Here is a 24,200-nt window from a genome sequence, read left to right as displayed (position 1 = left end):
CCGCAATGACCCTCAAGCTGCCCCGCAGACACGGCTTTTTCGAGCATTACGAAGAGTTGGTTGGCACCTGGACCCGTCGCCTGAGAAACCGTCAGCAGGCCGAGGACCTGGCCCACGATACCTTCGTGCGGGTGCTCGAGTCCGATTCGGCGGCGGTGCAACAGCCTCGGGCGTATTTGCACCAGACCGCGCGCAACATCGCCGTGGATGGGTATCGGCGTGAGGACCGGCGGGGCGCCATGGAGTCAGAGGCGATTGATCTCAGTGAGTCGCCGACCGGCGACCCGGAGCATTTCATGCACGCGATCCAGTTGGCGGATTCCATCGAACGGGCGCTCACCGAGCTGCCGGTCAACTGCCGCAAGGTGTTTGTCTGGCAGAAAATCGAGGGCCTGACCCAGGCCGAAATCGCCGAACGCCTGGGACTGTCCAAGAACATGGTGGAAAAGTATATGATCCGCACGCTTCGGCATCTGCGTGATCGCCTGGACGGGTTGCAATCATGATTGCCCCTGCCTTCTCCTCCCCGGCCAAACAGGAACTTCCATGATGGATACTCGTGATTGTGCGTGCGGGCAAACGACGGTTCGCGACGATGCGGCGCAGTGGTTTGTGCGTATGCAGGAGCCTGTCGTCGATGTCGAACTGCGTCACCGGTTTCAGGCCTGGCTGGACGAACACCCCCAGCACCGAAACGAATTCGAACTGCTTCAGGATTTGTGGAGCGCCGCCGACCTGGTGCCGGCGGCGCGTTTGCGGGCCTTGTGCGATACGCCGCCAGCCCTGAAGAAACCTCGTCCCGTGCTGCGTTATGCGGTGGCCGCCAGCGTGTTCGCGGTGGCACTCGGCCTGGGCCTGTTCAGCGCTCTGAACCATCCGGCGCCTTACACCGCCGAGTTTTCAACGGCCTTGAATGAGCGGCGCCATGTGGCGTTGCCGGATGGCTCGGAAGTCGATCTGGACAGCCGCAGCCGGATTCAGGTGCGGTTTGAAAAGGGTCAACGCAACGTTGAGCTGACCGCAGGCGAAGCGATGTTCAGCGTCGAGCACGACACCAGTCGGCCTTTCGTGGTCGCGGCGGGCAGCGGCAAGGTCACGGTCACCGGTACCCGCTTCGACGTACGCCATGGCGCCAGCGAAACCCGGGTGGTGGTGGAGCAGGGCACCGTCAGGGTCCAGGGACGCGATGTCGCCGACAACGATTTCATCAATCTGACAGCAGGTCTTGGTACCCACGTCGATGCCCTGGGCAAAGTTGCCGCCGCCTACGCCGTCAATCCGGCGGAAATGACCGCCTGGCGCAGCGGCAAACTGGTGTTCAACAACGCCAGCCTGGCCGACGTCGCCGAGCAGGTCTCACGGTATCGGGAGAAGCCGCTGAAGGTCGGCAACGCGGCGGTGGGCAATCTGCGCCTGACCAGTGTGTTCAAGTCCGACAATACCGACGCGCTGCTCAAGGCCTTGCCGAATATCCTGCCGGTGGCCGTGCGCACCCTTGGCGATGGCAGCCAGGAAATTATTTCAAAATAAAATTCAGGTTTTTTTCGAGTTCATCGTCTTCCTGTTCAACTGCAACTGGTTTGCATTAACAAGCGCACACTCTTGCGATCCACAGGACTACGTTCGACGTGAAAAACTCCACCGCTAAAAACAACAAACTCCCTTGGTTGCCGCTGGCCCTTGCGCTGGCCGTCAACGTTGCGTTGCCACAGGCCTATGCGGCCGACGGCATCCACATCCCGGCGCAACCATTGGGACAGGCCCTGAGTCAGTTGGGCCAGCAAACCTCGCTTCAGGTCTTCTTCAGCCCTGAACTGGTCGCTGGCAAACAGGCTCCGGCGGTGGATGGCAACCTTTCCCCGGAAGACGCGCTGCGCCAGTTGCTGCAAGGCAGCGGCCTGCAATACCAGATCGATGAAGGTTCGGTGACCCTGATGCCGGCGCCGACTGCCGCGGCCGGCGGTCCATTGGAACTGGGCGTGACCGACATCAAGGTGGTCGGCGACTGGCTCGGCGATGCCGATGCCGCCGTGGTGCAGAACCACCCGGGCGCGCGGACGGTGATTCGCCGCGAAGCCATGATCGAGCAGGGCGCGATGAACGTCGGCGACGTGTTGAAACGCGTGCCTGGCGTACAAGTGCAAGAAGCCAATGGTACGGGTGGCAGCGATATTTCCCTCAACGTCGGTGTGCGTGGCCTGACCTCGCGCCTGTCGCCGCGCTCCACGGTGCTGATCGACGGCGTGCCAGCGGCGTTCGCGCCCTACGGCCAGCCGCAGCTGTCCATGGCGCCGATTTCCTCCGGCAACCTCGACAGCATCGACGTGGTGCGCGGTGCCGGTTCCGTACGCTACGGACCACAAAACGTCGGTGGCGTGATCAACTTCGTGACCCGCGCGATCCCGGAACAAGCCTCGGCTGAAATCGGCACCACCCTGGAAACTTCGCAGCACGGTGGCTGGAAGCACATCGACACCGCGTTCATGGGCGGCACCGCCGACAACGGAATCGGCGTTGCGTTGTTGTACTCCGGCGTGAACGGCAACGGTTACCGTGAAAGCAACAACGGCAACGACATCGACGACGTGATCCTCAAGACTCACTGGGCACCGACTGACTACGACGATTTCAGCCTGAACTTCCACTACTACGACGCCAAGGCCGACATGCCCGGTGGCCTGACCCAGGCGCAGTACGACGCCGACCCGTTCCAGTCCGACCGCAACAACGACAACTTCAGCGGCCGCCGCAAGGACGTGTCGTTCAAGTGGATTCGGCAGATCGACGACCGTACCCAGGCCGAAGTGCTGACTTACTACACCGACAGCTTTCGTGGCAGCAACATCGCCGCACGCGATCAGAAGACGCTCGGCTCGTTCCCGCGTAGCTACTACACCCTGGGTATCGAGCCTCGGGTATCCCATGTATTCGACGTCGGCCCGACCACCCAGGAAGTCAGTGTCGGCTATCGCTACCTGAAGGAGGCTATGCACGAAGAGGCCAGTCGTCTGGCGTTGGTGAACAATGAACCGGTTGTGACCAAGGCCTCGGATGGCCATGTCTATCAGGACCGTACCGGTGGTACGGAAGCCAACTCGGTCTACATCGACAACAAGATCGATGTCGGCAACTGGACAGTCACCCCTGGCATTCGCTTCGAACACATCAGCACCGACTGGCACGACCGCCCGGTGCTCGACACTGCCGGTAAACCGGTGCTGGAAAAAAACCGCAGCATCGAAAGCAACGAGCCATTGCCGGCGATTAGCGTGATGTATCACATCTCAGATGCCTGGAAGCTGTTCGCCAACTACGAAACCTCGTTCGGCAGCCTGCAGTACTTCCAGCTCGGCCAGGGTGGCTCGGGCGACAGCACCGCCAATGGCCTGGAGCCGGAAAAAGCCAAGACCTACGAGATCGGCACGCGCTACAACGATGATGTGTGGGGCGGTGAAGTCACGCTGTTCTACATCGACTTCGATAAAGAACTGCAATACATCAGCAACGATGCGGGCTGGACCAACCTCGGCGCGACCACGCACCGGGGCGTCGAGACCTCGGTGCATTACAACCTGGCGGCACTGGACCCACGCCTTGAGGGCCTGACCGCCAATGCCGGTTTCACCTACACCCGCGCGGTTTATGAAGGTGACATTCCGGACTTCAAGGGTCGTGACCTGCCGTTCTACTCGCGCCAGGTAGCGACTGCCGGGTTGCGTTACGACATCAACCGCTGGACCTACAACCTCGACGCCTTCGCCCAGTCCCAGCAGCGCTCGCCGGGTGTCGCGGTGAACGCCGACGGCAGTTTCAGCAACAACTACATCACCGAAGGCACCGCCGACGGCCAGTACGGTGACATCCCGGGTTACGTGACCTGGAACGTACGTGGCGGCTATGACTTTGGCCCGCAGGTGTCAAACCTCAAGGTTGGTGCCGGGGTGAAAAATATCTTCGACAAGCAGTACTTCACCCGCTCCAGCGACAACAACTCGGGCATGTACGTCGGCGCGCCGCGCACGTTCTTCGTACAGGCCAGTGTCGGGTTCTAACCGACCTGTGGCGAGGGGGCTTGCCCCCGTTGGACTGCGTAGCAGGCCTTCTTTTAGGGCTGCTGCGCAGCCCAACGGGGGCAAGCCCCCTCGCCACAACTCAGACCTTCAACACTCTCCCGCCAATCGCTACCGCCACCAGCAGCACCGCCATCAAGGCAAAGGCAAAGCTCAGGCTGCTGCCATGGGCGATGAAGCCGATCACGGCGGGGCCTGCCAGGATGCCCGCATACCCCAGGGTGGTAATGGCCGGCACGGCGATGCTTTCGGGCATGACCGTCTGCTTGCCGACAGCGGTGTACAGCACCGGCACGATGTTCGAGCAACCGGCGCCCAGCAGCGCATAACCCACCAGCGCCGCCGCCCAACTTGGCGCGAACGTCGCCAGAAACAGTCCTGAAGCGGCCGTCAGTCCGCCGAATACAATCACCCGCGTCGCGCCCAGTCGTCGCACGATTTTGTCACCGGTCAAACGCCCGGCCGTCATGGTCAGGGCAAACGCCGCATAACCGAGCCCCGCATAGGCCGTGTCGATCCCTCGTTCCTGGGCCAGGAATACGGCGCTCCAGTCCAGCGCCGCGCCTTCGGCGAGAAACACGATAAAGCACATCCCGCCAATGAACAGGACAATGCCATGAGGCACCGCGAACGCCGGTCCCGAACTCTCGCTGCCGTAGGGCAATAGATGTGGCACGGCCTTGGCCAGTGCGATCAGCAGTACCACGATCACCACCAGCGTGGCCCCCAACGGTGAAATCCCCAGGCCAAGCAAGCCGCTGACACCCGCCGCGCCGACAATCCCGCCGAGGCTGAACAGGCCATGGAACCCCGACATCATGTTTTTGCCGCTGGCGCGCTCGACGATCACCGCTTGCAGGTTGACCGTCGAATCCACGGTGCCCAGGCCGGCGCCGAACATGAACAACGCGGCGATCAGGGCCGGAATCGACGACACCGTGGCCAGCAACGGCAGGGCGGCACAGATCAGCAAAGCCCCGCCGGTCGTCACCCGCCGGCAGCCGAAACGTGTGGCCAGGATCCCGGCCAACGGCATCGCCAGGATCGAACCGACCCCCAGGCACAGCAGCAACAATCCCAGGGTGCCTTCATCCAGTCCGGCCCGGGCCTTGGCATAGGGCACCAGCGGCGCCCACGCGGCGATGCCGACCCCGGCGATAAAAAATCCGATGCGTGTGGACATCTGTTCCAGGCGGCCGGGAACGAAAGTGGTTTGGCTGTTGAGGCTGGTCATAACAATCCTTGGCAAAAAGCGTCGCGTCCTCAACGGACAGTGATCGGCCGGCGAGGGTTCGATCAGTGCCCGGAAAGTTTTACGGTCAAACAGGGCGACATCCTTGCACAGCGCCGCTGTTTTTCGCGATATGTTGAGCCATTCCAATGACACACGGAGGGCGCCATGGCGCAGCGGTACGATGCACGGGGCAATATTTACATCGTGGTAGCGCCGCAAGAACTGCGCCACCAGGGCATCGACTTGCCCGATCAGGCCAGCCAGGCCGCGCAAACCCTCGAAGCCTGGGCGCTCGCCGCCATCGAGGCGTGCTGCAGTTGGGCGCCTGGCACTCAACCACCCGGCAGCAAGGATCATCGCAGCGACGGTTTGCTGGTCGGACCTTTCCAGGCGTCGCCACCCTTTGACCTGTTGATCGTCAACACCGACGGCACCCTGGCCGAGCGCAGTGGCAACGGGTTGACGATCTTTTCCCAGGCACTGAGCGATCAAGGGCTGTTGCCGAAGGACGAAGCCTGTCTGCTCAGGGTTCATCACGACAAGGCTGATACGCCTTCACCGGGGCAGACTTCCGTGAAAGCCGCGCAGGTCGATGACGTGCACGGTTTCTGGCTAGATCTGGGGCAGCCGGGATTCGGGCCGGCAGCGGTCAGTGCCGACGGGGTTGAGGCTGTGGTGTTCAACGGTCGTGAACTCAGTCACGTTGAACCATTGGCGGCACTCAATGGCGCATGGTCGCGCAGTCAGTTCGCGCGGGTTGGCAATCCGCATTGCGTGACGCTGGTGGAACGTGCCGAGGATCTGCCGAGCAACGAGCAGATGCGGGAACCGGCGCTGGGTGAAGGGTTGATGCGAATCGCCTACGCCATGCCGGTGGGTGCAGGCAAACCTTGTCCGGCGGGGATCAATCTGCAATGGGCAATGCGAGTGTCCGAAGGGCACATCGCTGCGCGAGTGTTCGAGCGGGGCGAGGGGCCGACGGCATCCTCGGGGACCAGCGCCAGTGCGGTGGCCAGTTCGGCGTGGCGGGTGGGCTGGGTCAGCGCCGGGGAGGTGAAGGTGACGATGCCCGGTGGCACGGCGCCGATCTTGCTGGAAGAGGAGCGGGGGGAGTTGAGTCGGGTCAGTCTGTTTGGTACGGCTCGAATGATCGATTGATTTTGAAATAGCCTTCGCGAGCAAGCCCGCTCCCACATTGGTTCTGTGTCGTACACAGATGTTGTGTTCACTGAAGATCAACTGTGGGAGCGGGCTTGCTCGCGAAGGGGTCAGTCCAGTCAGGGCAAGTTTCAGCCCAGCCCACTAAACTCCACCACCGGCATCGTCCGCTTCATCAACACCTTGCCCTCGCGCACCGAGTACAGCGGCAAGCCCTGACTGCGGATCACTTCGTAGTCGCTGTCCGCCGACAGAATCAGCAGATTCGCCGGCCGCCCGCGCTCCAGGCCATAACGCTCGCCGAGGTTCATGGCCCTGGCGCTATTGTCCGTCACCAGGTCCAGCGCGCTTTGCAGGTTGCGATAGCCGAGCATGTGGCAGATGTGCAGCCCGGCCTCCAGTACCCGCAAGATGTTGCCGTTACCCAGCGGGTACCACGGATCGACGATCGAGTCCTGGCCGAAGCACACGTTCATCCCCGCTTCCAGCAACTCGTTGACCCGGGTCACGCCCCGGCGTTTCGGGAAACTGTCGAAGCGACCTTGCAGGTGGATGCTTTCAGTGGGGCAGGAGACAAAGCTGATCCCCGAATGCCCGAGCAAGCGAAACAGTTTGGCGCAGTAGGCGTTGTCGTAGGAACCCATGGCCGTGGTGTGGCTGGCCGTGACCCGCGAGCCCATGCCGCGGCTGCGGGCCTCTTCGGCGAGCACTTCGAGAAAGCGCGAATGCGGGTCGTCGGTTTCGTCGCAATGCACGTCCACCAGGCAGCCGCTGCGTTCGGCCAGGTCCATGAGGAACTTCACCGAGCTGACGCCCTGATCGCGGGTGTATTCGAAATGCGGAATGCCACCGACCACATCGGCGCCCATGCGGATCGCTTCTTCCATCAACTCGCGGCCATTGTGGTACGACTCGATGCCTTCCTGAGGGAACGCGACGATTTGCAGATCGACCAGGTGCCGGCTTTCCTCGCGCACTTCGAGCATGGCCTTGAGCGCGGTCAGTTGCGGGTCGGTGACGTCGACGTGAGTGCGCACATGCTGGATGCCGTGGGCGGCGAGGGCCTGGATGGTTTTCTTGGCCCGGGCCTTGGTGTCTTCCTGGGTGATGGTCGCCTTGCGCTCGCCCCAGCACTCGATGCCTTCGAACAGCGTGCCGCTCATGTTCCAGCGCGGCTCGCCGGCGGTCAGGGTTGCGTCGAGGTGGATGTGCGGCTCGACGAAGGGCGGCACCACCAGATTGCCGCCGGCATCCAGATCGCCAGGGCCCAGGGTCGGGGCCTCGGTCTGGCGGGCGATGCTGCTGATCAGACCGTTTTCCAGGTTCAACTCATGCAGGCCTTCCTGGTTGCGCAGACGGGCGTTGATGATGTGCATCGGGCAGATCCTTTTGGCGAATCGTTTAGGCAATCTCCTTACGTTAGCTCGGTGGCGGCGGTCCCCGCCAGTTCAAAATGTGGGAGCGGGCTTGCTCGCGAAGACGGTGTGTCAGCTACATAGATGCCGGATGTGCTGGCGCTTTCGCGAGCAAGCCCGCTCCCACAGGGGGTTGGGTTTGTTCAGGTAGATAGTTGGAGGGGCAAAAAACGCAGCAGAGCGGCAACGACCGCTTCGGGCGCATCTTCCTGGACCAGATGACCGGCGCTGGCAATCGGATGAAACTGCGCGCCGGGAATCATCTGCTGCAAGGCCCGTCCGCGTTCGACGGGAATCCACTGATCGTCTTCACCCCAGAGAATCTGCACCGGGCAGCGAATCGCCGGATACAAACGTTCGGCCTCGCGGGTATAACGCTCGTCCATCTGCGCGATCTGCCGATAGAACCCCGCTTGCCCGGGATCGCCCAGCCACGGCAGAACGTAGGGGGCGAGTTCGGCGTCGGGGATTTCGCGCTTGATCGCCCCGCGAATATAGGTCGGTACGATGGCTCGCTGAATGTAATCGGGCAGTCCGCTGAACGCCGCTTCATGCTGACGCACATGCTGCACGAACGGTGAACCCCAGGGCGTCAGCGCTACCGGGTCGATCAGCGTCAGGCTGCGGTAATCCTTGCCATTGAGCAGATGCGTGCGCAGGGCAGTGGCGCCGCCGAAGTCGTGGGCCACCACGTCGGGGCGATCCAGGCGCCAATGCTCCAGCAGTTGTGCCAACAACTGGTTTTGCACACCGAGCGAGACATCGGCGTCGGGTTGTGCCGACTGCCCATAACCCAGCAGATCGAAGTAGTAGACGCGGTGAGTCGCCGTGAAATACGGCGCGATCCGGTGCCACACGTAAGAAGAAAAGGGTGTGCCATGCACGAACACCAGCGGCGGGCCGTCGCCGTGTATGGCATAGCGCACCTGATGTCCATTGAAGGCAAAAACCTGATCCAGCGGCCAGTCAGTCATGGACCTGTCCTCTTGGCGGGGGGATAGGGGAAAAGCATAGGCATAAAAAAACAGCCGATGAAGGCTGTTCTTTATTTCTCTGACCAACTGTAGGAGCGAGCTTGCTCGCGAAGAACGTCAACGATTACGCGTGGTATCTGGCAGCCAGCGGTGCTCTGGCGTCCATCGCGAGCAAGCTCGCTCCTACAAGGGGGCGGTGTCTTTATTCGCCGCGATAGATGCAACCGCTGGTGCACGTCTCGTGGATGCGGATCGCACTGAGCTCCGGCAGCAGGGGCTTCATCTCATTCCAGATAAACTTGGCCAACACTTCACTGGTCGGGTTTTCCAGGCCGGGAATGTCGTTCAGGTAGTTGTGGTCCAGGCGCTCGTACAGCGGCTTGAAGATTGCCTTGATTTCCGAGAAGTCGCGGATCCAGCCGGTGTGCGGGTCGAGGTCGCCGCTCAGGTGGATTGCCACTTTGAACGAGTGACCGTGCAGGCGCCCGCACTTGTGGCCGTCCGGGACGTGGGGCAGGCGGTGGGCGGATTCGAAAGTAAATTCCTTGAAGATTTCCACAGTTTTTCAGCTCTGTTCAGGTGGCGTTCGCCGCAGCGATTCGGGCAGGCGGCGAGTTTACCAGTTTGTCCTGACTAAAGGGTCAGCAAGTGCTCGCCGAGGCGACCGTTGGCGGCCAGTTCGAGGAATTCGTCGCCCATGCGGCGGCTTTCTTCCATGGTCGTGCGCCAGTATTTCTGCCGGCTCGGGGCTTCGCCCATGAAGCGCTTGAAGTCGTTGCGGTCCGGCAGTTTGCCGTAGGGCAGGCGCGCCAGGTATTCCTTCGACGGCGCCAGCAGCAGCACGTTTTGCAGGCGTGTCGGGCAGGCGCGGCGCCACGGCAGGGTCTTGTCGAACCAGCCGGGAATCACCCGGTCGGTGAAATGCGGGTAAAGCACGATGTCGTTGCCGCTGTAAGGCAGGTCCAGGTGGTAATCCAGCAGTCCGCCGTCGCGAAAGCTGCCGGCGCCGGCGCCCGGCAGGTCGCGCACGCCTTGCATCACCATCGGGATCGAGCCCGAAGCCAGCAGGGCCTGGCGCAGATTGCCGGCATCGAGGGCGACGAAGCGCGACGGGAAGTCGGTCAAGGCATCGACCGGCGGGGCCAGGCGCGGGTCGTGGATGATCAGGCGTTCGAAGTGCCGGGCCAGCCGCGCCCGGCCGCGCAGGTTGTCGGCGATGACCGAGGACAGGCCCAACCCAAGACGTCCGCGATGATCGTCGGCGAGCAGGCCGTGGCTTTTGACCACCATGATGTTCAGGCGGTAATCGCTGTTGGCCAGGATCGAGGCATCGCGACCGTCGAGCAGGTCATCGAGCATGCGCCGGGAGCTCTGGCTGATCTGCGCCATGGTCACGCCCTTGGCGAAATTCTGCTCGGTGTACAGCTGCCCGAGACGCCGGATGCCCTCGGCGGCGTCCGGCAGGCAGGCGCTGGCGAAGCGCCAGGAACCTACCGATGCACCAATCAGCGAGCGCTCCCGCGGTGCGGCTGGCAGCCACTCGCCGAACAGCGCCAGGTCCAGACCCTGAATCCCCAGCGCCTTCGGACCACCGGCCGCGCCAGGCAGGGTGCCGACCTCGGCGGCGTTCAAGCCGTTGTCCCGGATGCGCGCAAAGGCGCGTGGACCGGCCTTGAGGGTCAGGGAGGGGAACTTGATGTGGATGGCGGTCATTAAAGTCTCGAAGTCTGTTCAGCGGGCAGATTATGTGGGAGCGGGCTTGCTCGCGAAAGCGGTGTGACCGTCAACATTGATGGCGACTGACACGGCCTCTTCGCGAGCAAGCCCGCTCCCACAGGGGGTTGAGGTGTCAGCAATGATGGCAATTCAGTTTCAATTAAGTTCAGCGGGTTAAGGTGGCTCGCCTGGCCCCCCGACGCAACGCTGATACCATTGTGGTTTTCGCTCTGGAATTAGACCCGGTCATCGGGCAGTGACTCAAGGATCATCAGGATCGGTAATGAAGGTGTTTCTACTCAATCGATGTGTCGCACGCGGGATGGCGCTGCTGCTTCTGGCATTTTGCTCGGCAGTGATGGCCCGCGACCTGGATCAGGATGAAGCCCTGCGCCTGCGTCAACAGGGGGTGATCCTGCCGCTGGAGCAACTGTTGCAGCAAGCGATGGATCGCTACCCCGGCGCAAAACTGCTGGAAGCCGAACTCGAAGAGAAGCACAACATCTACCTTTATGATGTCGAATTGCTGACCCCCGAAGGCGTGGTCCGTGAGCTGCACATCGATGCGACTGACGGCCGAATATTGAAAGACAAGGAAGACTGATCCATGCGTTTGCTTCTGGTGGAAGACCATGTGCCCCTGGCCGACGAACTGTTGGCCGGCCTCAACCGCCAGGGTTATGCGGTGGACTGGCTGGCCGATGGTCGCGATGCGCTGCATCAGGGCAGTACCGAACCTTACGACCTGATCATCCTCGACCTCGGCTTGCCGGGTGTGCCGGGGCTTGAGGTGCTGGCGCAATGGCGCGCGGCGGGGCTGGCCACGCCGGTGTTGATCCTGACGGCCCGTGGTTCCTGGGCCGAGCGCATCGAAGGCCTCAAGGCCGGCGCCGACGATTACCTGACCAAACCCTTTCATCCCGAAGAGCTGTTCTTGCGCATCCAGGCGTTGTTGCGCCGCTCCCATGGCCAGGTCAACCAGCCGACACTCCAGGCCGCCGGATTGCATCTGGACGAAGGGCGCCAGTGCGTTGTCCGCGAGGGCGCGGACATTCAGTTGACCGCCGCGGAGTTTCGCCTGTTGCGGTATTTCATGCTGCACCCCGAGCAGATCCTCTCCAAAAGCCATCTCGCCGAACACCTCTACGACGGTGAAACCGAGCGCGATTCCAACGTGCTGGAGGTCCACGTCAACCATTTGCGCCGCAAGCTCGGCAAAAGTGTGATTGAAACCCGTCGCGGCCAGGGCTACCTGTTCGGCGGACAAGCCCGGTGAGATCGATCCAGCGTCGCTTGAGCCTGGGCCTGATCAGTGTGATGGTGGTCGTTGGCCTGGTGCTGGCGCAAACCAGCCTGTGGCTGTTCGAAATGGGTTTGCAGCGCTACCTCGAAGCCGGGTTGCGCAATGACAGCGAGAACCTGCTGGCGGCACTGGTGCGCGGGCCGCAGGGCTTGCAACTGGATGAACGACGTCTGTCGCCAGCCTATCAGCGGCCGTTTTCCGGGCATTATTTCCGCATCGATTTCGCCGACGGCCATTGGCGTTCCCGTTCGTTATGGGATCAGGAACTGCCGGCGCTCGATCAACCCGGCCTGCACGACAACCTGCAACTGGGGCCGGAAGGGCAACAGTTGCTGGTATTGCGTACGGACTATCGACGGTTGGGACTGCCGATTTCCATCAGCGTCGCCGAGGATTACACGCCAATACGCGAAAGCTTCCGGCGTATGCAACAGATCGGCTTGGGCCTGGGATTGGCAGGGCTGCTGCTGATTCTGTTGCTGCAACGGATCACCGTGCGCCGTGCCTTGCGCCCGCTGGAACAGGCGCGCGAGCAGATCGCACAGTTGCAACAGGGCCAGCGCTCGCAACTCGATGACCAGGTGCCGGTGGAACTGGAGCCACTGGTGGCGCAGATCAACCATTTGCTGGCCCACACCGAAGACAGCCTCAAGCGCTCACGCAATGCCCTGGGCAACCTCGGCCACGCCTTGAAAACGCCGCTGGCGGTGCTGTTGAGCCTGGCTTCAAGCGAGCAACTGGACGCGCACCCGAAACTGCGCAAAGTCCTCAAAGAGCAACTGGAGCAAGTCCAGCAGCGACTCAATCGCGAACTCAACCGCGCACGGTTGTCTGGTGATGCGTTGCCCGGTGCGCTGTTCGATTGCGCCGCCGAACTCCCCGGGTTGCTGGCCACCCTGAACATGATCCATGGCGAACACCTGGCGCTGAGCTACCGCGCTCCGACCGGCCTGCAATTGCCCTGGGACCGTGAGGACCTGCTGGAACTGTTGGGCAACCTGCTGGACAACGCCTGCAAATGGGCGGATGCCGAGGTTCGCGTGAGTGTGGTCGAAACGGCGGGCGGGTTTGAACTCAGTGTCGAAGATGACGGCCCGGGCATTCCCGCAGAGCGTCGCGATCAGGTGTTCAGTCGGGGAACGCGGCTGGATGAACAAACAGAGGGGCATGGCCTGGGGCTGGGTATCGTGCGCGATATCGTCGATAGCTGGGGCGGCAAACTGTCGTTGCTGGAAAGCGAGTGGGGCGGGCTGAAGGTCGTCATCGAATTGCCCAAACACACCTGAGGCCCCGCCGGGAACCCCACATAGAGCCTCTGCGCCTCAGGTGTGATGAATCTCCCGATCCTTGGTTTCCGGCATGAAGAAAATGCCCAGCACAGCCGTCATCACCGCAATGACAATCGGGTACCACAGCCCGTAGTAGATATCCCCCGTGGCCGCCACCATGGCGAACGCCACCGTCGGCAGGAAACCACCGAACCAGCCATTGCCGATGTGGTAGGGCAGCGACATCGAGGTGTAGCGAATACGCGCCGGGAACAGTTCCACCAACCAGGCGGCGATCGGCCCGTAGACCATGGTCACGTAGATCACCAGGATGGTCAGGAGCAGCAGCACCATCGGGTAGTTGGTCTTGGCCGGGTCGGCCTTCTCGGGGTAACCGGCGTCCTTGAGGGCGGTGGCGAGGGTGGCGGTAAAGGCGTCGTTTTTGGCCTTGAAGTCGGCGGCCGGCATGCCGGTGCCTTCGAAGCTCTCGATCACCTTCTCGCCAATGCGCACCTGCGCAACAGCGCCAGGCTCGGCGTTGACGTTCTTGTAGGGGATGGCCCGTTTCGCCAACACGGTCTTGGCCAGGTCACAGGAACTGGTGAATTTGGCCTTGCCCACCGGGTCGAACTGGAACGAGCACTGGTCGGCATTGGCGACCACCGTGACCGGGTTCTTCTCCTGCGCAATGAACACGTCGGGGTTACCGTACTGGGTCAACGCATGGAAGATCGGGAAATAGGTCGCGGCCGCCAGAATGCAGCCGGCCATGATGATGCCCTTGCGCCCGATGCGGTCGGACAGGCTGCCGAAAATGACGAAGAACGGTGTACCGATCAGCAGCGAGCCGGCAATCAGCAGGTTGGCGGTCTGCGGGTCGATCTTCAGCGTCTGCAACAGGAAGAACAGCGCATAGAACTGCCCGGTGTACCAGACCACGGCCTGGCCGGCGGTGCCGCCGAGCAGGGCCATGATCACGATCTTGAGATTGTCCCAGCGGGCGAAGGATTCGGTCAGCGGTGCCTTGGACGCCTTGCCTTCGGCCTTCATTTTCAAGAATACCGGTGATTCGCTCAGTTGCAGGCGGATGTACACCGAGACGATCAGCAGCAGGATCGACAGCAGGAACGGAATCCGCCAGCCCCAGGCCTCGAACGCTTCGGTGCCAAGGATGGTGCGACAGGCGAGGATCACCAGCAGCGAGAGAAACAGGCCGAGGGTCGCAGTCGTCTGAATCCACGACGTGAAGAAGCCGCGTTTGCCCTTGGGGGCATGTTCGGCCACGTAGGTCGCCGCTCCGCCGTATTCGCCGCCCAAGGCCAGGCCTTGCAGCAGGCGCAGGCTGATCAGGATGACCGGCGCGGCTACGCCGATGCTTGCGTAGCCCGGCAGCAAGCCCACCACCGCCGTGGAGACGCCCATGATCACGATGGTGATGAGAAAGGTGTGTTTGCGTCCGATCATGTCACCCAACCGGCCGAACACGATGGCGCCGAAGGGCCGAACGGCGAAGCCGGCGGCGAAGGCGAGCAGGGCGAAGATGAAAGAGGTCGTTTCGTTGACGCCGGCGAAGAAGTGCTTGGCGATGATCGCCGCGAGGGAGCCGTACAGGTAGAAGTCATACCATTCGAACACGGTGCCCAGGGACGACGCGAAAATGACCTTGCGCTCCTCCCGGGTGATCCCGTGGTTGGGCGCGCTGCCCGTGGTGGTGTTGTCGATGGCCGCCATGAGTGTTCTCCGTTGTTACTGTTGTAGGCCGGAGCACCTCTCAAATGTTGCCGCACCCTGGCCCTGGGGCTGATGTCGTCGGATTACGCAAAGCTTGCTTTGAAGTTGACGTCCCGGATTGTTGCCAGGTTCTCTGAAGCATAATCAGGTTCTGCTAGATATCCACTCGCCATCACTGTAGGAGCGAGCTCGCTCGCGAAAATCGTCAACGATGACGCGGGGAATCTGATTCCCCGCGGTGTCCTCGGGTTTTTCGCGAGCAGGCTCGCTCCTACAGTGCAGTTGCGGATTTAAACGCGGAACTGATCCATCAAGTTCTGCTGCTGGTTCGCCAGGCTGTTGAGCGACTGGCTGACCCGCGCCGATTCATTGGCCTGGCCCGACAGCGACTCAGTCACGTCGCGAATGGTCGCCACGTTGTTGTTGATCTCCTCGGCCACCGCGCTTTGCTCTTCGGCGGCACTGGCGATCTGCATGTTCATGTCGTTGATCACGGTCACCGCGTCGCCGATCTGGCGCAGCGCCGTCACGGCCTGGCCAACCTGCTCGACACTGCCCTGGGCCTGACGATGGCTGTTGTTCATCGAACCCACCACCTCCTGGGTACCGTTTTGCAGTTGCTCGATCACCAGGCGGGTTTCTTCCACGGACTCCTGGGTGCGCCGCGCCAGGTTGCGCACTTCATCGGCGACCACGGCAAAACCGCGCCCGGCCTCACCGGCACGGGCTGCTTCGATCGCGGCGTTGAGGGCCAGCAGGTTGGTTTGCTCGGCGATCGCGCGGATCACTTCCAGTACCGTGCCGATTTTCTCGCTGTTGGCTGCCAGGCCTTCGACCTGAACCATGGCGGCGCTCATGTCGGCGGCGAGGTTGCCGATGCTGGTGGTGGTGCGGTCGATCACGGTCAGGCCCTGACGGGTCGCCTGATCGGCGTCCCGTGCGGCATGGGCCGCTTGCGCGGCGCTGCGGGCGACGTCTTGGGCTGTGGCGCTCATCTCGTGGGAGGCGGTGGCGACCTGATCCACCTGGCGGTATTGCTGCTCCATGCCGGCGCTGGTCTGGGTGGCGATGGCGGAGGACTGGTCAGCGGTGCTGCGGGCGTCCTGCACTGAGCGTTTCACTTCGGCAATGATCGGTTGCAGTTTGTCGAGGAAACGGTTGAACCAGCCAGCCAGTTGGCCCAGTTCGTCCTTCTTGTCGTAGGCCAGGCGGCGGGTCAGGTCACCTTCGCCGCTGGCGATGTCTTCGAGCATCTGCGCCACGCCGAGAATCGGTTTGGTCACGCTGCGGGCCATCAGCCACACCAGCACCAGGCCGAGCAGCGCGGCGAGTACCCCCAGGCCGAGTTCGACCAGCGTGCCGGCGGTGTTGCTGTCATCAAGTTGCTTTTTCAGGGCTTCGGCGGGGCCGACCAGGACTTTCTCCGGCACGTCGAGCAGCACGCCCCAGGATTTACCGCCGGGAATTGGCTGGAAGGGTGCCAACACTTTCAGTTGCTGATTGCTGTGCAGGCTGGCGGTTTTGCTGCTGGCGCCGAGCATGCGCAGCAGTTCGGCACCGTTGGTCTTGTCCACGGCGTCCAGGTGCTGGCTGAGTTTGCTGGCGTCAGGACTGTAGCCGGCGAGGAGACCGGCCGGGCTGATGATGCTGACACTGGTCTGGCCGTCGTAGAGCTTCTTGCTGGCGCCCAGACTGACTGCTTGCAGGCTGTTGAGGTTGATGTCCACCGACAGCGAGGCGATGACCTTGCCGTTGACCATCAGCGGGAAAACGATGCTGGTCATCAGCACGTTCTGGCCATCGATCTCATAGAAGTAGGGTTCGATCACGCAGGGCTTGAGCGTGGTGCGCGGGCAGGTGAACCAGGCGTTGGCGGCTTCGCCGCTGGGGCCGGTGCTGGTGTCGGCCATGTCCTTTTCCGGCAGCGCCATCGAGGTCACCTTGCCCGGCGTCGGCTGCGACCAGTAGAGGGCGAAACGGCCTTTATCGTTGCTGCCCAGTTCGCCCTGGCCGGCGAACAGCTCATCCTTGCCGTCCAGCCCGTTGGGCTCGAACACCAGGGACAGGCCGAGCAGCTCCGGGTTGGCCTGCAGGGCCGACTTGACCTGGCGGGTCAGGTCTTCGCGCAGGTCGAAGGCATCGAGAAAGCGCTTTTCGGCCTGGTCACGCAGAAACAGCACCTGCCGCGAGAATCCGTGGCCGTACTGATAGGCGTCCATGAACTGCTGGCGAATGCCCAGCGCCTGGTTTTCGCCCTGGGACTCGATCCGCGCCTGGGCGGCTTCGGTCAGCATCTCCATGCTCGAGGCTTTCACCAGCGCGGAACTGTGCTCCATGCGATACAGCGAAAGACCCACCAGCAGGGTCACGATGCCCGCCAGGCACAGCCCGGCCAGCAGGGTGATTTTCCATTGGATGGAAAGTTGTCTGAGCGACATGGAGACGTCCTTATTCGATAAATATCTGAGACTTTGCCCTGTAACGGCCGCGATCGGGTTTTCTTTATGTCATCAGCCAAAGCTTTTGTGGCGAGGGGGCTTGCCCCCGTTGGGTCGCGAAGCGGCCCCCTATTTTGTCCGGTCATACCGCGTTGTCTGGATCGCGACTGCTACGCAGCGGAACGGGGGCAAGCCCCCTCGCCACAGGTCATCACATGCAGATACATATCCCCATTGCCCACGAGCTTTGACACCGCGCCCACTCTGCGGCAAAGTGCGCGCCCTCTAATAAGACCCATTCCTTTTATCCGCTGGCGGCTCTCGCAGACTGCCGGCCGGACTCTTTTCGCTTGTCCAGAGGTATGACAATGAATGCAGTAATTGCCGCGGTCGGCATCATGCTGGTGCTCAGCCTGTCCCGCGTGCATGTGGTGATCGCCCTGATCGTCGGTGCGCTGGTCGGTGGTTTGACCGGCGGCCTGGGCATCGAGGCGACGCTCAAGGCTTTCAACAGCGGCCTCGGTGGCGGGGCGACGGTGGCGTTGTCCTACGCCTTGCTCGGCGCTTTCGCCGTGGCCATTGCCAAGTCCGGCATGGCCCATGCGCTGGCCGACAAAGCCCTGGCGATGGTCGATCGCCAGCACGCCAACGGCGGAAGCCAGGTCAAATGGCTGCTGATTGGCCTGCTGTGGGTCGTGGCCATCGCCTCGCAGAACATCCTGCCGATCCATATCGCGTTCATTCCGTTGCTGGTGCCGCCGCTGCTTTATGTGCTGACCAAGCTGCAACTGGACCGTCGCCTGATCGCCTGTGTCATGACCTTCGGCCTGATCACGCCCTACATGTTCCTGCCGGTGGGCTTCGGCAACATCTTCCTCAACGAGATCCTGCTGGCCAACGTCGCCCGCAGCGGGGTGGACATCAGCGGCATCAATGTGACCCACGCCATGGGCATTCCGGCCCTGGGCATGGTGGCGGGCCTGCTGATCGCGTTTGTCAGCTATCGCAAGAAGCGTGTCTACGACCTGGCGAAGATCGAACAGGTCGAGCAAGTGGCGGTGCAATACAACCCGCTAAGCCTGATGGTGGCCGGTGTGGCCATCGCGGCGGCGTTCATCATTCAGTTGCTGCTCGATTCGATGATTATCGGTGCACTGGCCGGCTTCCTGATTTTCTCGGTGTCGGGCATCGTCAAGTGGCGTGACACCGATGACCTGTTCACCGAAGGCATGAAAATGATGGCGATGATCGGCTTCATCATGATCGCGGCCTCGGGGTTTGCCGAAGTGATGAAGGCCACCGGTGAGGTGCAGACGCTGGTCGAGTCGTCGGCGGCGTACATCGATCACAGCAAGGGCATCGGCGCCTTGCTGATGTTGCTGGTGGGGTTGCTGGTGACCATGGGCATCGGTTCTTCGTTCTCCACCGTGCCGATCCTGGCGGCGATCTTCGTGCCGCTGAGCGTGCAACTGGGCTTCAGCCCGATTGCCATCGTGTGCATCGTCGGTACGGCCGGTGCCCTGGGCGACGCCGGCTCGCCGGCTTCGGACTCGACCCTCGGCCCGACCTCCGGCCTGAACATCGACGGCCAGCACCATCACATCTGGGACACCGTGGTCCCGACCTTCCTGCACTACAACCTGCCGCTGCTGGCGTTCGGCTGGGTGGCCGCGATGGTCCTGTAACCCGGAACCCCCGTGGGAGCGGGCTTGCTCGCGAATGCGGTGTGTCAGACAACCTATATAGTGACTGACACGCCCTCTTCGCGAGCAAGCCCGCTCCCACAGGGGATCTTCTGCGGACCTGATGACCGCGTTCAACTTTTGACCCGGCGTGCCGTTAAAGCGTTTAACCACGCCAACAAAATCAAAAGAGTGAACGTCATGCGCATGAGCCTCAAGGCCAAAGTCCTGTCCCTTGCCGTCCTCCCGGTGTTGCTGTTTGCGCTGGTCATCAGCCTGACCACGCTGTTCATTCTTCAGGATCAGGCGCGCAAGGAAGTCGAGCAGACCCGCGAGCGCCTGCTCAGCGATGCCAAGGCGACCTTGCAAAGCTACGTGGCCGTGGCCATGACCACGATCAAACCGCTCTACGACGCGGCGGCCCCCGGCGATGAGGCGGCACGGGCCCAGGTGATCAAGCTGCTGTCGAGCATCACCTATGGCAAGGACGGTTACTTCTTCGGCTACGACTCCAACACCGTGCGCCTGTTCAAGGCCAACAGCCCCGAAGGCGTGGGCCAGAGCTTCAAGGACAACCGCGACCCGAATGGTGTCTACGTCAACCGCGACCTGGTGAAGGTGGCGAAGGACGGTACGCACTACCTGCAATACAGCTCGCCCTTGCCCGGCAACACCCAGGTGTTGGTGCCCAAGCTCGGCTACACCGAATACCTGCCGAAGTGGGACATGGCGGTCGGCACCTCGGTCAATCTCGACGGAATCGAAGCACAAGTGGCGGTGGTCGAAGCCAAGGTCCAGGAGCGCATGCAAGGCATGGTGCTGAGCATCGTCGGTGTGGCGCTCGTGGTGTTGCTTGTGATCGCCGCTGCCGGGATGCTGTTGGCCAACACCATTCTGCGTCCGCTGCATTTGATGAAAGCCAACCTCGACGACATCGCCGCGGGCGAGGGCGACCTGACCCGTCGCCTGACCATCACCAGCCAGGACGAACTCGGCGAACTGGCCGGCTCGTTCAACCGTTTCGTCGACAAGATCCACGGCCTGGTACGGCAGATCACCGAAATGACTTCGCAACTGACCGGGCTGGTGAATCAGGTGTCCGACCAGGCCAATCGCTCGGACCAGGCCATGGAACGCCAGCGCCACGAAACCGATCAGGTGGCCACGGCGATCAACGAAATGTCGGCCGCCGCCCAGGAAGTCGCAAAGAGCGCGCAGAGCGCTGCGGTGGCAGCCCAGCAGACTGACGAAGAAGGGCAGGCCGCCAAGCGTGTGGTGGCCGGTAGCATCGAGAAGATCCATGCGTTGGTGGACGACATCCGCAGCAGCGGTGTGTCCCTCGACAGCCTGCAAAAAGACGTTTCGTCGATTGTCAGCGTGCTCGGGGTGATCCGCTCGATCGCCGAACAGACCAATCTGCTGGCGCTCAACGCCGCCATTGAGGCGGCCCGTGCTGGCGAGGCGGGGCGCGGTTTTGCGGTGGTGGCCGATGAAGTGCGGGCGTTGGCCAGCCGTACGCAAATCAGCACCCAGGAAATCCAGGGCATGATCGACCGCCTGCAGGCCGGCACCCAGTCGGCGGTGGAGGCGATGCGTCGTTCCAGCGAGGCTGGTGACGGCACCTCGGCCCAGGCCAACGAGGCGGGGGCTTCGCTGGACACCATGGCTCAATTGATCGCCACCATCAATTCAATGAACGCGCAGATCGCCAGTGCCGCGGAAGAACAGACCGCCGTGGCCGAAGAGATCAACCGCAGCGTGCATCAGATTGCCGTGGCGGTGGATAGCGTGGCCGATGAAACCCAGCTTGGCGCGCAGACTTCCCGTAGCCTGGCCGACCTCGGTCAGCGCCTGGGCAGCCTGGTCGGGCAGTTCCGTATCTGAGGTCATATCGGGCTTTTGTGGCGAGGGGGATTGCCCCCGTTTGACTGCGCAGCAGTCACAAGCCCGGTCATTGCCATAAGTCAGGAACAACGCAGTTGCCAGGTTTTGGGGTCGCTGCGCAACCCAACGGGGGCAAGCCCCCCTCGCCACAGGGTCGGGTTCGACGCAGCAGCTTTTGTGGCGAGCGAGCTTGCTCGCGCCGGGCTGCGCAGCGGCCCCAAAAATCTGTGAGCGCTACGCACTCAAGCGGGAGCAAGCTCCCTCGCCACAAAAGATCGCAACCTGCGGCAGCTCCTACACTTACGGTGTGCATATGAGCACTGGCGACCATACAAGAGGAGTCAGACCCATGATTGACCGCGAAAGTATCTGCGATTGTCCGAAATGTTCCTGCAAACTCGGTGAACATCCGATTGCCCGTCACGGCAAGCATTACTGCTGTGAGGCCTGCGCCAAGCACCATGAACACGGCGAGGAATGCACCCATAAAGGCTGCAAGTGCGCCCATGGCTGACAACCGCGAATGAAAAGTGGAGCCTAGTCCGGCTCCACTTCCAGCCTGAGGCTGTCATCCTCCAGGCGTTCGCTGTGGCGCACGGTGCCCTGCAAGCGCCGCCCTTCGACCCGCACCACCAGGGTCTTGGCTTGCTCCAGATGTTCCGGCAGGGGTGCGGGGACGCGTATGGCGAAGCAAAATGGGTCATTTTCGACCTGTTCCAGTCCGATCCGGCACTCGACGCTTGTGGTGATGCGGCCTGACGACGTGTCCAGACCGTAGTCCAGTTGCGCAGGGCTGCTGACGGGTGTTGCACTCATTTCCCTTCCCCCGAACCTGATGGTTGCCAGAGATTAGTTCGCCGGCCGCCACTTGACGTTTTCCACGCCGAATTTTTCCGCCATCGGCTTGCTGGTCTTTTGCACCTTCTCGCGTCCAAATCGGGGGATTCGCCCCACCCCCGCGTCACAGCTCGCCCAATGCCAGGCTTCTGCGTTATCCATTTTTTCCAGTCGAATAATGAATGACTTTGGCGCGCCATGGAGGGTGTACTCGATGACGAATAATTTTGCACTGTTCATAAAGCCCCGGTTCCTCCCTGTTGTACATAAAAGGATCGCGCGCCATCGGGAAAATTCACTCGAATTGTCGGAAGGCTGCGGTTGCTGGCGACAAGTTCCGTGCCTCGTTACCATGTGGCTTCCCTGATCCCCCAATGAACATAGACCATGGCCCTCGCTGTACCGCCCGACCTGAGTGACACCGATGTGCCGGTGCAACCGCTGGCTCGCACCTATCCGCGCGGGTTGTACATCGAGCCCCATGAGCACGTCTGGGGCCAGTTGCTGTATGCGATGAGCGGGGTGATGTGGGTCGAGACGCCGCACGAAGCACTGGTGGTGCCACCGCAACGGGCGGTGTGGTTGCCGCCCGGCGTGCCCCACGGGATTCGTGTGGTGTCCGACCTGCAAATGCGCAACATCTACCTGCGGCCGTCCCTGGCCGAGACCCTGGATGACAGCGTTCAGGTGATCGAGGTCGGCGGCTTGCTGCGCGAGCTGATCGTCGGCCTGGTGGAGCAGGGCAACGACGGGCCGCCCGAGTACTACGACGCGCTGGTGGGCCTGGCGCTGCTGGAGCTCAAGCGGGCCAGGCGTTCGCTGCTGAAAATCCCGCTGCCGGACGATTCCGACCGACGGCTGATGAACCTGTGTCAGGCGGTCATGTCCGCGCCCTCGCTGGATATTCCGTTCGAACAACACGCGCAAACCGCTGGTGCCAGCGTGCGGACCCTGGCGCGGCTGTTCAAGGACGGTCTGGGCATGGGTTTCGCCGAGTGGCGGCGCCAGGTGCAACTGGCGACGGCGGTGGCCGAGTTGATCCAGGGCGTTCCGGTCAGCGCGATTGCCCGGGACCTGGGCTATTCGCCGAGCAGCTTCAGTGACATGTTTCGTCGTGAACTGGGTATTGCCCCCTCGCAGTTTCCCGCGGCGCAACGCCAGGACTGAATTCGCCGGCACCCTGCTTTGGCCGAAATTCAGAAGTACTTGGCCGATGCTCAAAGGCGGCGCCCTCTAGACTCAGCGCATACCTCAATTGCCCTGGAGTCTGCCATGAACCTCCTCATGTCACTGGCCATCGGCCTGGGCGTCGGTCTGCTCTACGGCGCCCTGGACTTTCGTTCCCCCGCACCCCCGGCCATCGCGCTGGTGGGCCTGCTCGGCATGCTCGCCGGCGAGAAGCTCTGGCCGATGGGGCGAGAGCTGGTGGCTGGCTGGATCTCCTGAACCCTTTTTTGACTCGATGGATGCGCCCATGAAAGCTCTGCAATTCGATAAAACCGGTGATCTCTCGGCCTTGCGCTACGTCGAGGTGCCAACGCCTGTTCCTGGCGCCGATGAAGTGTTGGTCGAGATCAAGGCCGCGGGCCTCAACCCCAGCGATGTGAAGAACGTGCTGGGGCGCTTTCCCTACACAACCTTGCCACGCATTCCCGGTCGTGATTTTGCCGGTGTGGTCGTCGCCGGCCCGCAGGCGCTGATCGGCCAGGATGTCTGGGGTACGGGGCGGGAACTGGGCTTTTTCGCCGACGGTTCCCACGCGCAGTTCGTCAAGCTGCCGGCCAATGGCGTGGCGCTCAAACCCACGCACCTGAGCTTCGCCCAGGCCGCCAGCCTCGGCGTGCCCTACACCACGGCGTGGGATGCGCTGGAGCGCAGCCTGGTGACGGCCGAAACCCGTTTGCTGGTCATCGGTGGCGGGGCGGTCGGCACTGCCGCGTTGGCCCTGGCCAAGGTGCGCGGCGCCCGGGTGCTGGCGGCCGCGCGGCGTGCCGAGCAGGTCAAGGACTTGCAGGACCAGGGTTACCAGACCCTGCAACTGGATAAACCCGAAGACCTCGGGGCGCAGGTCAACGCCGTGTATGCCGGCGGTGCCGACGTGATCTTCGACACCACCGGGTTCTGGCTGCCGGCCTCGGTGCCAGCCCTGGCCACGTTCGGCCGCATCGCGATCATCGCGGCACCCGTGGACGGTCACGTGCAACTGCCGGCCCTGGCGTTGTATCGCAAGGGCGGCTCGGTGGTGGGGATCAACTCGCTGTTGTACGGGGTGCAGGCGTGTGCGGCGATGCTCGAGCAGTTTGGCCGGTACTTCGATCAGGACCTGCTGCCGTTGCCTCAGGGCTTGTTCGAATCGCCCTTGTCCGAAGGCCTGGAGCGTTACGCCGAAGTGAACCAGGGCAGCGGCGACAAAGTGATTCTGCTGCCATGACCCATCCCCCTGTGGGAGCGGGCTTGCTCGCGAAGAGGGTGTGTCAGTCACTATAAATG

At 62.4% G+C, this 24,200-nt stretch carries 21 protein-coding genes and 3 pseudogenes; 14 read left to right on the top strand and 10 right to left on the bottom strand.

What is annotated here, in order from left to right:
* Positions 1-5: 5 nt before the first annotated feature.
* The 3 genes from KGA88_RS25185 to KGA88_RS25175 all read left to right on the top strand — a co-directional run bounded on the left by KGA88_RS25185 (position 6) and on the right by KGA88_RS25175 (position 4,052).
* The gene (locus KGA88_RS25185; protein ID WP_008049809.1) at positions 6-506 is read left to right on the top strand and encodes a sigma-70 family RNA polymerase sigma factor; all 501 of its coding nucleotides are present in this window, start codon (positions 6-8) and stop codon (positions 504-506) included.
* Between the two features lie 40 nt (positions 507-546).
* A complete protein-coding gene (locus tag KGA88_RS25180; protein WP_223594970.1) occupies positions 547-1,530 on the top strand; it encodes a FecR family protein in 984 nt (327 codons plus the stop codon).
* Between the two features lie 98 nt (positions 1,531-1,628).
* Positions 1,629-4,052, top strand: a complete 2,424-nt coding sequence (locus KGA88_RS25175; RefSeq protein WP_223594967.1) for a TonB-dependent siderophore receptor — start codon at positions 1,629-1,631, stop codon at positions 4,050-4,052.
* 100 nt (positions 4,053-4,152) lie between these two features.
* Here the strand turns inward: KGA88_RS25175 and KGA88_RS25170 are convergent, their stop codons facing one another.
* Positions 4,153-5,304: an MFS transporter gene (locus tag KGA88_RS25170; RefSeq protein ID WP_223594965.1), complete on the bottom strand. Its 1,152-nt coding sequence runs from the start codon at positions 5,302-5,304 to the stop codon at positions 4,153-4,155.
* A gap of 165 nt (positions 5,305-5,469) precedes the next feature.
* Between KGA88_RS25170 and KGA88_RS25165 the strand changes: the two genes are divergently transcribed.
* Positions 5,470-6,462: a diaminopimelate epimerase gene (locus tag KGA88_RS25165; protein ID WP_223594961.1), complete on the top strand. Its 993-nt coding sequence runs from the start codon at positions 5,470-5,472 to the stop codon at positions 6,460-6,462.
* A gap of 131 nt (positions 6,463-6,593) precedes the next feature.
* On the opposite strand, the gene codA is transcribed toward KGA88_RS25165, so the two are convergent.
* From codA to KGA88_RS25145, 4 genes are all read right to left on the bottom strand, one after another.
* The gene (gene codA / locus KGA88_RS25160) at positions 6,594-7,838 is read right to left on the bottom strand and encodes a cytosine deaminase (RefSeq protein ID WP_223594957.1); all 1,245 of its coding nucleotides are present in this window, start codon (positions 7,836-7,838) and stop codon (positions 6,594-6,596) included.
* A gap of 182 nt (positions 7,839-8,020) precedes the next feature.
* A complete protein-coding gene (locus KGA88_RS25155; protein WP_223594954.1) occupies positions 8,021-8,851 on the bottom strand; it encodes an alpha/beta fold hydrolase in 831 nt (276 codons plus the stop codon).
* Positions 8,852-9,053: 202 nt separating this feature from the next.
* The gene (gene queD / locus KGA88_RS25150; RefSeq protein WP_003223505.1) at positions 9,054-9,410 is read right to left on the bottom strand and encodes a 6-carboxytetrahydropterin synthase QueD; all 357 of its coding nucleotides are present in this window, start codon (positions 9,408-9,410) and stop codon (positions 9,054-9,056) included.
* 74 nt (positions 9,411-9,484) lie between these two features.
* Entirely contained in the window at positions 9,485-10,564 is a 1,080-nt protein-coding gene (locus KGA88_RS25145) for a patatin-like phospholipase family protein (protein ID WP_223594952.1), read from the bottom strand.
* 286 nt (positions 10,565-10,850) lie between these two features.
* Between KGA88_RS25145 and KGA88_RS25140 the strand changes: the two genes are divergently transcribed.
* The 3 genes from KGA88_RS25140 to KGA88_RS25130 are packed head-to-tail and all read left to right on the top strand — an operon-like array spanning position 10,851 to position 13,156.
* The gene (locus KGA88_RS25140; protein ID WP_110661878.1) at positions 10,851-11,171 is read left to right on the top strand and encodes a PepSY domain-containing protein; all 321 of its coding nucleotides are present in this window, start codon (positions 10,851-10,853) and stop codon (positions 11,169-11,171) included.
* 3 nt (positions 11,172-11,174) lie between these two features.
* Positions 11,175-11,843 (top strand): response regulator transcription factor, encoded by a 669-nt coding sequence (locus tag KGA88_RS25135; protein ID WP_110661879.1) that lies wholly within the window; start codon positions 11,175-11,177, stop codon positions 11,841-11,843.
* Positions 11,840-13,156: a sensor histidine kinase gene (locus KGA88_RS25130; protein WP_223594950.1), complete on the top strand. Its 1,317-nt coding sequence runs from the start codon at positions 11,840-11,842 to the stop codon at positions 13,154-13,156. The genes KGA88_RS25135 and KGA88_RS25130 overlap by 4 nt, the downstream gene beginning before the upstream one ends.
* Before the next feature lie 36 nt (positions 13,157-13,192).
* Here KGA88_RS25130 and KGA88_RS25125 read toward each other — a convergent pair whose 3' ends face one another.
* The 3 genes and pseudogenes from KGA88_RS25125 to KGA88_RS31855 all read right to left on the bottom strand — a co-directional run.
* On the bottom strand, positions 13,193-14,869 hold the full coding sequence (locus KGA88_RS25125) for an MFS transporter (RefSeq protein ID WP_110661881.1): 1,677 nt from the start codon (positions 14,867-14,869) through the stop codon (positions 13,193-13,195).
* 290 nt (positions 14,870-15,159) lie between these two features.
* Positions 15,160-15,750: pseudogene (locus tag KGA88_RS31860) on the bottom strand (methyl-accepting chemotaxis protein); the annotation flags it as partial.
* Positions 15,751-16,017: 267 nt separating this feature from the next.
* Positions 16,018-17,088, bottom strand: a pseudogene (locus tag KGA88_RS31855) (HAMP domain-containing protein); the annotation flags it as partial.
* Positions 17,089-17,675: 587 nt separating this feature from the next.
* Between KGA88_RS31855 and KGA88_RS25115 the strand changes: the two are divergent.
* From KGA88_RS25115 to KGA88_RS25100, 4 genes and pseudogenes are all read left to right on the top strand, one after another.
* Positions 17,676-18,992 (top strand): Na+/H+ antiporter family protein, encoded by a 1,317-nt coding sequence (locus tag KGA88_RS25115; protein WP_223594946.1) that lies wholly within the window; start codon positions 17,676-17,678, stop codon positions 18,990-18,992.
* A 198-nt stretch (positions 18,993-19,190) separates the two neighbouring features.
* Positions 19,191-20,015, top strand: a pseudogene (locus tag KGA88_RS31850) (cache domain-containing protein); the annotation flags it as partial.
* Positions 20,016-20,051: 36 nt separating this feature from the next.
* A complete protein-coding gene (locus KGA88_RS31845; protein WP_411740869.1) occupies positions 20,052-20,873 on the top strand; it encodes a methyl-accepting chemotaxis protein in 822 nt (273 codons plus the stop codon).
* A gap of 349 nt (positions 20,874-21,222) precedes the next feature.
* A complete protein-coding gene (locus KGA88_RS25100) occupies positions 21,223-21,387 on the top strand; it encodes a metallothionein (protein ID WP_103395323.1) in 165 nt (54 codons plus the stop codon).
* A 23-nt stretch (positions 21,388-21,410) separates the two neighbouring features.
* On the opposite strand, the gene KGA88_RS25095 is transcribed toward KGA88_RS25100, so the two are convergent.
* Entirely contained in the window at positions 21,411-21,689 is a 279-nt protein-coding gene (locus KGA88_RS25095) for a hypothetical protein (RefSeq protein ID WP_223594942.1), read from the bottom strand.
* Between the two features lie 33 nt (positions 21,690-21,722).
* The gene (locus KGA88_RS25090) at positions 21,723-21,950 is read right to left on the bottom strand and encodes a DUF6555 family protein (RefSeq protein ID WP_057714008.1); all 228 of its coding nucleotides are present in this window, start codon (positions 21,948-21,950) and stop codon (positions 21,723-21,725) included.
* 147 nt (positions 21,951-22,097) lie between these two features.
* Between KGA88_RS25090 and KGA88_RS25085 the strand changes: the two genes are divergently transcribed.
* From KGA88_RS25085 to KGA88_RS25075, 3 genes are all read left to right on the top strand, one after another.
* The gene (locus tag KGA88_RS25085) at positions 22,098-22,877 is read left to right on the top strand and encodes an AraC family transcriptional regulator (protein WP_223594940.1); all 780 of its coding nucleotides are present in this window, start codon (positions 22,098-22,100) and stop codon (positions 22,875-22,877) included.
* Between the two features lie 105 nt (positions 22,878-22,982).
* Entirely contained in the window at positions 22,983-23,156 is a 174-nt protein-coding gene (locus tag KGA88_RS25080) for a DUF1427 family protein (RefSeq protein WP_085726949.1), read from the top strand.
* Positions 23,157-23,184: 28 nt separating this feature from the next.
* Complete coding sequence (locus KGA88_RS25075) at positions 23,185-24,141, top strand: zinc-binding alcohol dehydrogenase family protein (protein WP_223594938.1); 957 nt, start codon at positions 23,185-23,187, stop codon at positions 24,139-24,141.
* Positions 24,142-24,200 lie beyond the last annotated feature (59 nt).

Origin of the sequence: Pseudomonas sp. A-R-19 (assembly GCF_019956575.1) — a bacterium.
Classification (GTDB): Bacteria; Pseudomonadota; Gammaproteobacteria; order Pseudomonadales; family Pseudomonadaceae; genus Aquipseudomonas.
This window is presented reverse-complemented; position numbering and strand designations above follow the sequence as displayed.